Below are 13,075 nucleotides of genomic sequence, written 5' to 3' on the forward strand. Positions count from 1 at the left end.
CACATTCACGACCTGCGCGTTCGCCCCCTCGAACCCGCAGGATGCCTCCCCCCACCCCTTCCTCCACAGGTTGGAGAAAGGGCTGTCAGAACTCTCGACAACCCCACGCACCACACCCGATGCTTCGTTTCGGCCGCACGGGACCGGCCACAACTCGGAGCGGAGTAGCCATGATCCGACGCAGGACACTGCTGGCCGCCACCGGCGGCACGCTCTTCGGCAGCGCATTGGCGACGGGCACCGCCCACGCCGACGCGACCATCGCCGTCAACCCGTCGACGTCCTACGGCACCTGGGAGGGCTGGGGCACCTCGCTCGCCTGGTGGGCGAACGTCTTCGGCAACCGGACCGACTTCGCCGACGCCTTCTTCACGACCAACTCCGTGTCGTACAACGGCACGACCCTGCCCGGCCTCGGCCTGAACATCGCCCGCTACAACCTGGGCGCGTGCAGCTGGAACACGGTGAGCGGCGAGTCGATGGTGGCCTCCGCCAACATCCCCGCCTTCAAGCAGATCGAGGGCTACTGGCAGGACTGGAACAACGAGGACCCCACGTCCTCGGCCTGGAACTGGACGGCGGACGCCACCCAGCGCGCGATGCTGCAGAAGGCGGTGGCGCGCGGCGCGACGACCGAGCTCTTCGCCAACTCCCCCATGTGGTGGATGTGTCTGAACCACAACCCGTCCGGCGCCTCCGGCGGCGGCAACAACCTCCAGTCCTGGAACTACCGCCAGCACGCCTCGCACCTGGCGGCGGTGGCCCTCTACGCCAAGAACAACTGGGGCGTGAACTTCGCGACGGTCGACCCCTTCAACGAGCCCTCGTCCTCCTGGTGGACGGCGACGGGCACGCAGGAGGGCTGCCACATGGACGCGACGGTCCAGTCCGCCGTACTGCCGTACATGCGCAGCGAGCTGGACAAGCGCGGCCTGACCTCGACGAAGATCTCCGCCTCGGACGAGACGAGCTACGATCTCGCCCGCACGACCTGGAACTCCTTCTCCTCCACCACGAAGGGCTACGTCAACCGGGTCAACGTCCACGGCTACCAGGGCTCGGGCGGCCGCCGGGACCTCCTGTACACGGACGTCGTCACCACGGCCGGCAAGGCCCTGTGGAACTCCGAGACCGGCGACAGCGACGGCACCGGCTACACCATGGCCTTCAACCTCCTCTACGACTTCCGCTGGCTGCACCCGACGGCCTGGGTCTACTGGCAGGTCATGGACCCGACGGCGGGCTGGGGAGTGATCAAGTACGACGCGAGCACGCTGCAGGCCGGCGCGGTCGAGACGAAGTACTACGTGATGGCCCAGTTCAGCCGCCACATCCGCCCCGGCATGAAGATCCTGGACACGGGCGTCAGCTACGCGACGGCCGCCTACGACGCGACGGCGAAGCGCCTGGTGATCGTCGCCCTGAACACGTCCTCGTCGGCCCAGACCCTGACCTTCAACCTCTCGAACTTCACCACCGTGACCGGCGGCACCGGCGGCCTGGTCCCCCGCTGGTCCACCCTCACCACGGGCGGCGGCGACCTCTACACGGCCCGCTCGGACACCTACCTCAGCGGCAAGACGGTGGCCCTGTCCTTCCCGGCGAAGTCGGTGCAGACGCTGCAGGTGGACAACGTGACGATCTGACCGCGCGGAGCGATCCCCGGGGGCCTGTGTCCTGAGACACAGGCCCCCTGCTCCCCTGCCCTCGCCGGCCTGCAGATACCTCACCGGGTACCTGACCTTTGTCACCGGCGGGCAGTACGGTGTCGTGCATGCGCCCCGACACGCCCGCCGAAAACGTCGACCACACCGCCGAAGCGGCCCGCCTGGAGCGGACCGCCGGCCTGTACCCCGAGGACGCCGAGCCGCTGCTGCTCCAGGCCGCGGCCCACCTGGAACTCTCCGGCGACCGCCCCGCCGCGAGCACGCTCTACGACCGCCTGCTCTCCTCCGCGGACAGTCTGGACAACCCCCACCTGGTCCGCGCCCTCAAGGCCTCGAACCTCTGGGAGTACGGCCACGAGGCCGAGGCCCGCGCGATCATCGAGGGCATCCGCGCGGCCGCCCCGCGCGACGCGGCCCCCTGGGTGATCGTCGCGGAGTCCCTGGAGTCCCACGACGAGCTGGAGGCGGCGGAAGCGGCGTTCACGGAGGGCGCCCGTCTGCTCCTGACGGACGTACCGGAGCCCCCGTACGCGACGCATCCGTTGTTGTTCGGCCGCCACCGCGTCCGCCGGATGCTGGGCGCGGCCCACGACGAGTGGGACCTCCTGGCCGACACCCTGCACTCCTCCCCGGTCTCCCTGGACGAACTCCACGACCCCAAGCGCGTCTGGTCGCTGGGCTCGGACAACCCGGCCGAACTGGAGGCGGAGATCTCCCGCCTCCGAGCCGAACTCGGCACCTACCGCGAGGCCCTCTCCCGCCCCTTCCCGGTGGCGGTCCTGCACTGGCCGGCGGGCGAACTGTCGGAACTGGTGACGGCGTACCCGACCCTGTCGGCGGACTACCCGTCCCACGAGACCCACCTGGCGACGATAGAGGCGTCCCTGCGCGAGCTGGCCGCCTCCGGCACGGCGAACCTGGGGATCGTGACGGGAACGGTCCCCTCCTACGAGGCCTTCGCGGCGTCCGAGGGGGCTACGCCGGGCGACGGTGATCTGTTGCCCCAGTACGCGACGACTTTGGCGGCGCGGGGGCGGGCGGTTGCCTGGCCGCCGCAGCGGGGGGCGGTTTGTTGGTGTGGATCGGGCTCGGTTTATGAGGGGTGCCACGGACTCCAGGCCTGACCTCCACCCATCCGGCCCGGAGCGCGTCCGCATGGCCCGCCAGACAACAATCCTGGCGGGCTTTCGGTGTCTGTGACCATTGGCTCGACCCGATTCACTCGCGATAGACGGGTGGCGCGTTGGTGTAGGTGTGCCCGGTCGGGGCGGTCCAGGTGCTGACCCCTGTGTGAGGGTCCCGGACCACACTCCAGCCAGGATGATGGGTCTTGAGCCGATGATGGCGACGGCACAGCGGCTGCAGATTGTCCGGCGTCGTCTGCCCACCGCGCGCAGGGTGCCGATGATTGAGCTTCTTCAGAGGTGCCGCTCCAGGGTGAGGACGGCTTTGGCGATTGACGTCATGCGGTTCGGGCTGCATCGGGATCTGCGGAAGATTCGCCAGGACTTGAGCCGTGCCACGCCGCGTTCGACCGGTGCCCGTGCCGCGGCCAGGGCCCGGTTGAGGGTCTTCTCGGTGAGGGTGAGTTCCTGCAGTGGTCTGCGTTTGATGCCTGTGGTCACCCAGGGACCGCCGCCCTGGTAAGCGAGGTCGGCCAGGACGGGGACGCCCTGGCGCTCGCAGATGCGGATGATGCGGTGAGTGCGGGCAGCGGTCAGGTCGTGGGCCCGGCCCGGCAGTGCGGGTGAGAGCCACAGCAGCCGGCCGCCCGGATCGGTGACCACCTGCACGTTCACGCCGTGCCGGCGGTGCTTGTGGGAGTAGTCGGCACGTCCGTCGCCGACCCGGTCGCACTCGGCGAGCGTGCCGTCCAGCAGGACGAAGTCCGCATCGGCCTCGCGCAGGACCTTTAGCAGACCCGGCGCGCGTTCGGCGAGCAGGTGGATGACCGCACTGGTATAGGTGTGGGCGGTGGACTCGCTGATCCCGAACCCGGCAGCGATGTTCGCCAGCGTGGTGTGCTTGCGCAGGTACACCAGTGCCACCATCGCGCGCTGGGACGGGCGGAGCTTGCAGCGCCGGTCACCCTCGCGAGTGACGATCAGCATGGTCACCCACTCCACGAGCGCATGGGGCAGGTCGAGTGCGGCAGGATAGATGACCAACGAGGCCCCCGAGCAGCATGGTTGAGACGTCAGACATCTCGATCAACAGCTCGGGGGCCTCGCTCGTTGCGGTCCTGGACCGTCACCTGATCAGTGGCCATCTCGAAGAGGCTCATTGAACGGCCGCACATGGTCGAGATCGCAGCGGTGCGCGGGCATCCGACAGCTGGGGAACGCGCAGTGTTGATCCCGAGCGATCACATGGCGTTTGGTCTCAGCGGTCGGCCGATACGTAGTCGGATCGCTCTTGATCAGCAGCCCGCTTTCGGGCTCGGTGATCAAGCGCCGCCAAACGGTACCCGGCGCGAATGCCACCTCCCGCGCCTGACCGGCGGTGATCGGCCCGTACCCCTGCAGCTCGGCAGGCCCGTCGTCCGCTCCCAGAAGGATGTCGAAGGGCACGGTCACCTGCACCACGGCGGCAGCCCGCCCGGCCTCCCCACCCGCCGTCGGCGCACGACCTCGACCGACGACTAGCTCGAAGAGAGCGTCCGCACGCTTCTGCTCCAAGGTTCGCCCATCATTCCCGTAGCCCATGGCGCAGGTGTCCACGCTCTGCTGCATGAGGGCGGTCTGCTGAGCCGGAAGCACCGCACCGAACAAGGCCATGCCGTCGTCCTGCGGATAGTGCAGCACCATCCGCTCCCTCGCCCTCTGTCGGTGCCGCTGCTCGGCCCCCTCCGGATCCGCGCGGTGGATCGCTCGGCGAAGCGCAGCCCTGGTCCGCCCAGCAGCCTGCGCAGGCATCTTGTCCGCAAGCGCCACCTCAACCTGCTGCGCCACCTCGTCATCCACCACTTCCAACTGCTCGGCGACCGTCATCGCCTGCACATAGGAGATCCGCCCTTCCGCCAGCAGACCGGTGGTCACTCCATGCCGAGCGCTCAACAAGGTCGCCGTCTTCAGACGCCGCGCCGCGGTCTGATGAGCCAGCCGCAACGCACACGCCACCTCCTCCACCGCGCCGTCCCACGAAGCCGCGAAGACATCGTCCAGCCCTCCTCCCGCCGCGACGATGACAGCCTCGGGCGTTTCGGTGTGCGCGGCGATCGCCGCCAGCACCTCGACCTGCTTGGCCTGCAGCCACGCCATATGCCGCTCAATCACGACCAAGGCGTCAATCCGCCCACGCGCACTCAGCCGAGCCGGATCAAGACCATCGAGCTCGGCCGCAGTGCCCCCGCCCGGCCGCTGCTCCCGCAGGCCGGCCACCAACTCATCAGACAGCAGGAAGCCCCGAGCATCCACGTCCGCGACATCGGGCACGTTTGCCTGCCCGGCCACATCGGACCGCTCACCCACGGACACAAGACTCACCCCCCCCCAGACCGACCGGCACACCACAAAACGCTCCGCCCCCAAGAGCGGACCCACACCACCACTATCGATTACACAGAGTAATAACTCAAGGTCAGGCGGGTCACTCGGAAGGATGAACCCTGAGCCGCCCCTGGCGGCAGACCCCAACCGGGCCCCTGTCACCACTCGGCAGGAAAGCCGCCGACCCCACCCGGCATGCAGGCGAGACGCGACCGCGCCCACACGTATGCCCGCACCCACGCCCACAAGGAAGCCCACGCAAGCGACCCCCACCCGGGCCCCCGACTTCCCCTGGCAGCTCGCTGGCTTCTCCCCCGCGGAAGCACGACACTGCCGAAGAAACGAGTGGCCTACGGCGCCAGGCAGCTCCGTCCGGGCAGCCAAGTTCTCCAACAGCGAGCGCGCAGCCCGAGGCACTCTGCACGCTGTGGGCTGTGACCGGACAGCATCAATGCGACCGCAAGGGCACCCACAGCGGGGAACACTGTGTTGGTGTGACTCAAGGGAGGTTTATGACGACTGCCACAGCCCTATCATGTGAGCGTAAGCTAGAGGACTTTGAGCCCTGTTTTCAGGACGATCGCGCCTGATAGCACGACTCCCAGTACCGGCAGGCTTGCTCAGTTGAGGTGACGGGCCACTTCCCCCACACAGGCCCCGTCTTGTGTGCGAGGACGGCTTCATGGCCCAGATAGCCAGCGATACCTGGCAGTACGACGTACCGACGACCGGCAGCAAGCATCTGCCCCCTGACCCCGGCTACGGCAAGGCGCTCACCAATCAGGGGTACGGCTTCGAAGTTGCGGTCGCAGACCTCATCGACAACTCGATCGACGCGCAGGCTCGGAACGTCGTCGTACATTTCCTGCGCGACGACGAGCGAGTAACCAGCCTGCTCGTCGTCGACGACGGCAACGGCATGGATGATGAGGCCCTTGATGCTGCGATGACGGTCGGCCGTCGACGTAACTACGGAGACGCGTCTCTGGGCATGTACGGCACTGGCCTCAAGGCTGCGTCCTTGACCCATGCGCGATCCCTCAGCGTGATCAGCCGTACGCGCCGCAGTCGGGCGGCGGGACGCCAGCTGACAGCCGCGGGGCTTGAAGATGGCTTCCGATGTGACACCGTCGCTGGCGATTATGCCCAATCGCTGATAGACCGCTACGACGGAGTGATCCAGTGGCAGGGCACCATCGTGCGCTGGGACCACGTACACACATTTGAGACCGTGGAGAAAGGCAGCACCGAGCGGTTCCTTTCTGAGGCGATCAGCCGACTGGATACCCATCTTGGTCTCTACCTTCACAGGTTCCTGGCCCGTGACCTAAACCTCGACATCGTGGTCGAGCACGCTCACAGCCGGGAAGAACTGGAACACATTGGGGTTGAGCCACTTGATCCGTTCAGTTACAAGATTCCCGGCCGCCGCGGCTATCCGGCTGAGTTCACTGCCCCAGTCGAGGGTATCGGAGATCTGACACTCACAGCGCACATCTGGCCAGCCAAATCCAAGCTCCCCGGATATCGGGAGATCGGTTCGCCTTCACAACGCCAGGGCTTCTACTTTTACCGCCATGACCGTCTCGTTCAGGCAGGCGGCTGGAACGGGCACCGCACGGCCGAGAATCACCTCAACCTGGCACGTATCTCCGTAGACCTTCCCACAGGGAACAACAGCGTCTTCAGCCTGGATGTCAAGAAGGAAACGATCACCGCAACTCCCGCCTTTGCCCGCGGAATTGAAAAAGCAGCCGACGACGGAGGGCGAACCTTCCGAACGTATCTTGACGAGGCGGAGACGGCCTACCGCGAGGGAGCGTCACGCTCTGAGATCCAGCGTAAGCCGGTGGTCTACCCCGGGAAGGGGCTGGACCCGAGGATCCGCCGCACGATTCGCGAAGAGCTCCCGGAGAAGCCCGGCGAAGAACCAATCACGTTCAGTTGGGTCACCCTGCTGGAGGATCAATTCTTCGAAATCGACCGAGAAAACAACAGAGTACTCCTTAATAAAAACTACCGAGACGCATTTAACGCAGGAAGGCGGGGCGGCCTCAACGACGCCCCTGTCACCAAAACCCTCCTCTACCTCCTTTTGGAGGAATTCTTCACTCTCGGTCGCTTTGAGAAATCCCGACAGGACCGACTCGATTACTGGAATGCCATCCTGCTAAGCGCTGTCCTCAGTCAACGCGACCGCTTTGCCGAGTGACTCCTCACCCCGCGGCTCCGGACTCTCCCCGAGCCCTCCCAAAGGACTCCACCGCACCGTGACCGATACTCCCCACCTGCTCTACGAGATTCACTCAGCGGCCCTCGACGGCATGACCCGAGGACCGCAGCCTTTCCTGAAGTGGGCGTACCTCAATGCAGAGGAGGAGCACCCCGACGCTGATCTCAGCGAAGAGACCTTCCGGGCTCTGCTGGCTGCAGGCGATCTCGGCCTGACAGAGCTGTGGAGCCGCAAGCTCACAGACTGGGACTTTGACAATGAACCTCGCTGGGGAGAAGGTACACCCGCACGCACGGATGCACGTCGTCAACGCGTGTACGAGCGGCTCGGCTTTGGCGCTGACCTGCGCAAGACTCTCGATGTCACGGCCCCCATCGACAAGGAGCCCGGCTCGGACGTCATTGCCGTTGAGCCCACACCCTGGTACAACCCAGAACGCGCATCGCGGCACGCCTTCTACTGGCCCAAATACCGGGAACTGCTCGAGAAGAAGGGCTGGGACGCTGCCGCAATCGCGCACCTAAACGAAGCGACCAACTCCGTTGTTGAGCGCCTCGCCGACCCTGAGCAGGAAGTCCGACGACAAGCAAAGGGACTAGTCGTCGGCTACGTACAGTCCGGCAAGACTGCCAACTTCACCGGCGTCACAGCAAAAGCGATCGACGCAGGATATCGGCTCGTCATCGTGCTGAGCGGGATGTATAACCTTCTCCGCGCCCAAACACAGCGCCGCCTGGACAAGGAGTTGATCGGCCAGGAGAACATCCTCGGCCGTGCCGACCCGGCTGACCCGGACACGCTCGTGGGCATCGATTACATCGGCGACGACGACGAGTGGGACGAATTCGTTTCCTTCGGGGCCCGGCCGTCTGCACTCGATCGCTTCGACATTGATCGGCTCACCACGCGCGACAGCGACTACATGAGCCTCCAACGGGGAATCAGCGCCCTGGACTACGAGAAACGCATACGCACAGCACCCCTGTTTGATCCGCGCAATCTGCATCCTTCCGCTGCCCGCATCGTGGTCGTGAAGAAAAACGACAAGGTTCTGACCAAGCTCGTCAAAGATCTCAAGCAGGTGCACTCACTGCTGGGAGAAATCCCTGCCCTCATCATCGATGACGAGTCTGACCAGGCGTCAGTCAATACAGTCGACCCTAAGAAATGGGTAGCCGGAGACAAGAAGCGGTCTGCCATCAATAGGCTGATCTCACAACTGATCACACTGCTACCGCGGTCTCAATACGTCGGATACACAGCAACACCGTTCGCCAATGTCTTCATTGACGCCGGCGATGAGAAGGATCTATTCCCCAGCGATTTCCTGATCTCGCTCCGTCGACCGGAGGGCTATATGGGAGTTCAGGACTTCCATGACCTCAACTCGATAGTTGATCAAGAAGAGCTCACGGTAGCCAACTCCCATGAACTGGCGCATGTACGTGGCATCTACGACTCGACAGGCGACCGCTTGCAGGAAGCACTGAACGCCTTCTTGCTTGCTGGTGCGATGAAGTTGTACCGCAGCGACCGAGGCATATCTGAGAAGCCTTTCAGGCACCATACGATGCTCGTGCACGAGTCGGTTAGCCAAGCAGATCACACCGAACTCGCTCTCCGCATAAGCAAGCTGTGGCACAACTCAGCCCCGGTCAGTACTGCAGGGCTAGAGCGCCTCCGCACGCTCTACGAGAGTGACTTCATCCCTGTCAGTGATTCTCGTGCGAACGGTCTGCCAGTACCCGCCTCTTTCGCGGATCTGAAGCCGTACCTATCGCGCGCTCGGCAGCTGATCAACAAAGGAAGGAGCCCGGTCCTGGTTGTCAACGGCGACAAGGACAGCGACTACGCCAGGGAAGAGCTGGACTTCGACCGCACTCCGAACGTCTGGAAGATCCTCGTAGGAGGCACCAAGCTATCCCGTGGATTCACTGTGGAAGGCTTGACTGTCACCTACTACCGCAGAAAGACCAAGCAGGCCGACACACTGATGCAGATGGGTCGCTGGTTTGGTTTCCGGCCGGGGTATCGCGACCTGGTACGACTCTATATCGGCCGAGAAGAGCCCTACAGACGCGGAAAGAAACTCGACCTGTACGAGGCATTCGAGGCGATCTGCCGCGACGAGGAAGATTTCCGTGCTGAGCTGCGACGGTATGCCGGGAAGACAGTGGACGGATATCCGCTGGTAACACCGTCCCAGATCCCGCCATTGGTCTCGCAGCATCTGTCTTGGCTGAAGCCCACGTCCCGCAACAAGATGTTCAATGCTGAGGTCCGCGAGATCCGCTCACCTGGCCAGCCCATCGAACTCCTCACTTACCCGATGAAGGCCGACGCCACGGCCCGCAACACGAAGCGCTGGCTTCCGATACTCACTGCGCTCAGTCCTGCACCGACTGCCTGTCGGCTGTCCCCGGGCCCTATCAACTCCCTGACAAGGACCTTCCAGGCCTCTACAGCACTCATGTCCCACACGGATCTGCTTGGGGTTCTAGGCCCTCTGGAGTGGGAGGGTGAGAACCGCTTCATGCCGCACCTCAGGTATCTGTCGCAGCTGGATGGGCAGCTGGCAAAGGTAGACGACTGGCTCGTGCTCGTGCCCCACCTGACAGAGCGCCACCGGATCGAGGCTTCTGTACTGGGCCATGGCCCGTTTCCCTTGCATCGGCGAAGCCGCCAGGCCGACAAGGCGGCCTTTGGGCGTATCTCGCGCGATGTGCACCGCGCATTCGCACAGCAGTTGATTGACACCGCGCAGGCAGAGCCCTCACAAGTCGGGCTGCACTCTGTTGGTCCTCACCGCGGCGTGGTTCTGCTGTACCCCGTGGTCGAAGCGGACACCGACGCCGAAGTGCAAGCCACTGTCCACGGGGGCGTGATCGATCCCTCACGCGTCATCATGGCTTTCACGCTTCTCCCTCCCCGCTCGGCCATCGACTCCAAGCGCGAGCTTCTACGGTTCGGCGTCAAGGACCCGAACCAGCCGCAGGCCATCGTCATCGACGCTACCTAGCGCTAACCCTGCAACGTCAATCCATCAACACTCCGCCCTAGGACAGGAATTGCTTCCATTCGAGGAAGATGCCCGCACCGCGACCTGGATCGCCAACCAGGAACTGATGAATCAGGACCCCGAGCTCCGGAAGGTCCACGAGCACATCGCAGCTCTCGACCCAACTGGAGAGCGATTCGCCTCAGTGCTACGCGACACCATCGACCAGCTGCTCAACGGTGAGGCAACGGGTCGCTATGACTGGAAGAAGCTCTTCAAGACGGAGAAGACTCACGCTGGAACCCTCGTCGAAATTAACCTGCAGCGGGAGTTCAGGTTTGATGACGGATCCGATGTAGGACAGCATCCGATGGACTACCGGATCCAGGGCATCGATGTTGACTGCAAGTTTTCTCAGGACTTCGGTGGCTGGATGATACCGCCCGAGGCTATGGGGTACCTCTGTCTTCTCGTGTGGGCAAACGACTACGAAAGCCAGTGGAGCGCTGGCATCTTTCGCGTCCGCGAGGAATGGCTGAACACCGGAAGTAATCGCGACAAGAAACTGACTGTCAAGGCCGAGCATCGCGACAAGATCGCTTGGTTGTGGCGCAACGCAGAATTGCCTGAAAATGTCCTTCTCCATCTCCCCCCATCCACTCGCAAAGAAATCCTCATCGAGGGAAGTCGTAAGGGACAGAAGCGAGTTATCGAGTTGTTCCGTCGCGTCCAGAACCGGCGCATCGGCCGGGGGGCTATCCGCACAGCGGCTCAACAACTCGACTACATGGCACGGTTGCGCGAAGGTGATGGGAGGGCACGGACGGTCCTCCGAGAGGTGGGCATCGTGATCGTCGGCCCCTACAGCAAGCACCAGGCCATCGCTCGCCAGATTGGGGCGGAAGTGCCGCGGCGTGGAGAGTTCGTAAGCTTTCGCGTAGCTCAGGCCAGGCCTCATCATGGCGACCGGCCACGTGTCGAGTTGGACGGCAAATCCTGGGTTCTCGCCGACTCGGACGACCCGGAGGAAACAGCACCGCGGCTGCCCAAGGTCACCAACGAATCCGACACTTGATACCACGGGTATCGTGAGGGACATGAAGCAGAACGCGGCTGCAGACGAAGAACCCTGGGTGCCTCCAAGCGGCTCATGGGCTTCCTCCGCCGCCAGGCGAAGGAACATGCAGGCTATCCGCAGCCGTGACACCACGCCTGAGCGCCTGGTCCGAAGCCTTGTTCATGCTCAGGGTTTGCGTTATCGCGTGGCCGCAAGACCCTTGCCACACCTTCGCCGGACGGCCGACTTGGTCTTCCGCCCGGCGAAGGTCGCGGTCTTCATCGACGGCTGCTACTGGCATGGCTGCCCAGAACACTATGTATCCCCGAGAACAAACCCCGGCTACTGGTCGGACAAAGTGGCCCGCAATGTCACGCGCGATCGTGACACCGACGAGCAGCTCTATGCCGCCGGCTGGACAGTGCTCCGATTCTGGGAACATGAACCGGCCGAAGATTGCGCCGGCCGGATCGCAGCGACAGTGAGCCGTCTCAGGACGACCAAGCGCTGATCCAAGCCGCTGCTCAGCCTCTCTGTGCCTTCTCGGCGGCTTCGAACGCCGCGAAGATCTGTTCGCCTACAGCCTTGGCCACTGGCGGCGGGAACGCGTTCCCTACCTGCCGGTAAGCAGCCGTCTTACGACCGGAGAACTTCCAGTCGTCGTCAAAGCCCTGGATCAGGGCGGCCTGCGTCACTGTGAGCTTCGGGCCTGCGGCCGCGAATAGATCGCGTTCCACGTCTTTCATCTCGTGAGGCTCGTTGGCGACTCCCAGCCCGCACACACCTAGGTCAGCCCAGGCGCGCTTCGCGCGAGTTGGCCCGAGATCGGCGCCGCCGTGCTTCTTAGAACCACCGACAACGGTGGGAGCGACGCCCTCTAGCGCCCTCTCATACCACCGATTGAACGCCTGCTCGGCCCTGGGGTCAGCTGTGGCGTCGTACCGTGCACGCATGGAGTCATACAAGGCCTCCCCCACGCTGACCTGCTTGGATTCCGTCGGCTTCTTGTGCTCAAAGTGCTGCGCATACTCCGGCTTCATCGCAACCAGGATGGCCCGCGGACGCAGCTGCGGCACACCGTAATTTTTCGCTTCCAAGATGTCCCAGTAGCACTCCTCGTACCCCATGGACTCCAGACGCTTGATGATGTCCTGCCGGTACTCAGCGAACTTCGGATCTAGCAGGCCGCGCACGTTCTCGATCATCACGGCCTTGGGGTCGAGCTCATCGACAAGATCAAGCATCGTCGGGAAGAGATCACGTTCATCATCCCGCCCGAGCTGCTTGCCTGCAGCCGAAAACGGGGGGCAGGGCACCCCGCCTGCGAGAAGATCAAGCTCTCCGGGCTCCAGCCCCAGTTCTGCCGGATCAAAGCCTCTGAGGTCAGCCTCGATGACCTTGCAGCCGTCCCACTCTGAACTGCGCTCGATGTTCTTCTTCAGGGTTTGGCAGGCATCCTTGTCGATCTCGATCAGGGCAGTGTGCTTGAAGCCCGCGTTGTGCAAACCAACGGCCTGCCCGCCCGCCCCAGCGCAAATCTCCACTGAGGTGTACTTGAGCTCGTTCGTGCGGACCATGCGGGTCATGCCCCCTCCTTGCAGCCGTACAACGGCAGACACATCTTGCAATCCA

General features: G+C 64.0%; 9 protein-coding genes. 6 read left to right on the top strand and 3 right to left on the bottom strand.

What is annotated here, in order from left to right; genetic code table 11:
- Positions 1 to 170 precede the first annotated feature (170 nt).
- Positions 171 to 1,646 carry a glycoside hydrolase gene (locus ACYQ8Q_RS17945; protein ID WP_460066122.1) on the top strand — a complete coding sequence of 492 codons (1,476 nt, stop codon included), beginning with the start codon at positions 171 to 173 and terminating at the stop codon, positions 1,644 to 1,646.
- Positions 1,647 to 1,774: 128 nt separating this feature from the next.
- Positions 1,775 to 2,791 (top strand): hypothetical protein, encoded by a 1,017-nt coding sequence (locus ACYQ8Q_RS17950; RefSeq protein WP_460066124.1) that lies wholly within the window; start codon positions 1,775 to 1,777, stop codon positions 2,789 to 2,791.
- Between the two features lie 294 nt (positions 2,792 to 3,085).
- On the opposite strand, the gene ACYQ8Q_RS17955 is transcribed toward ACYQ8Q_RS17950, so the two are convergent.
- Complete coding sequence (locus ACYQ8Q_RS17955; protein ID WP_460066126.1) at positions 3,086 to 3,835, bottom strand: transposase; 750 nt, start codon at positions 3,833 to 3,835, stop codon at positions 3,086 to 3,088.
- 90 nt (positions 3,836 to 3,925) lie between these two features.
- On the bottom strand, positions 3,926 to 5,137 hold the full coding sequence (locus ACYQ8Q_RS17960) for a DUF222 domain-containing protein (protein ID WP_460066128.1): 1,212 nt from the start codon (positions 5,135 to 5,137) through the stop codon (positions 3,926 to 3,928).
- A 700-nt stretch (positions 5,138 to 5,837) separates the two neighbouring features.
- Between ACYQ8Q_RS17960 and ACYQ8Q_RS17965 the strand changes: the two genes are divergently transcribed.
- The 4 genes from ACYQ8Q_RS17965 (at position 5,838) to ACYQ8Q_RS17980 (ending at position 11,954) form a co-directional block, all read left to right on the top strand.
- Positions 5,838 to 7,367, top strand: a complete 1,530-nt coding sequence (locus ACYQ8Q_RS17965) for an ATP-binding protein (RefSeq protein WP_460066130.1) — start codon at positions 5,838 to 5,840, stop codon at positions 7,365 to 7,367.
- A 112-nt stretch (positions 7,368 to 7,479) separates the two neighbouring features.
- Positions 7,480 to 10,407 carry a Z1 domain-containing protein gene (locus tag ACYQ8Q_RS17970; RefSeq protein WP_460073363.1) on the top strand — a complete coding sequence of 976 codons (2,928 nt, stop codon included), beginning with the start codon at positions 7,480 to 7,482 and terminating at the stop codon, positions 10,405 to 10,407.
- Between the two features lie 49 nt (positions 10,408 to 10,456).
- Positions 10,457 to 11,461: a NaeI family type II restriction endonuclease gene (locus tag ACYQ8Q_RS17975; protein WP_460066132.1), complete on the top strand. Its 1,005-nt coding sequence runs from the start codon at positions 10,457 to 10,459 to the stop codon at positions 11,459 to 11,461.
- A 22-nt stretch (positions 11,462 to 11,483) separates the two neighbouring features.
- Positions 11,484 to 11,954 (top strand): very short patch repair endonuclease, encoded by a 471-nt coding sequence (locus ACYQ8Q_RS17980; RefSeq protein ID WP_460066135.1) that lies wholly within the window; start codon positions 11,484 to 11,486, stop codon positions 11,952 to 11,954.
- Positions 11,955 to 11,967: 13 nt separating this feature from the next.
- On the opposite strand, the gene ACYQ8Q_RS17985 is transcribed toward ACYQ8Q_RS17980, so the two are convergent.
- Complete coding sequence (locus tag ACYQ8Q_RS17985; protein ID WP_460073365.1) at positions 11,968 to 13,020, bottom strand: DNA cytosine methyltransferase; 1,053 nt, start codon at positions 13,018 to 13,020, stop codon at positions 11,968 to 11,970.
- Positions 13,021 to 13,075: the final 55 nt, after the last annotated feature.

The organism is Streptomyces sp. YKOK-I1 (assembly GCF_054660435.1).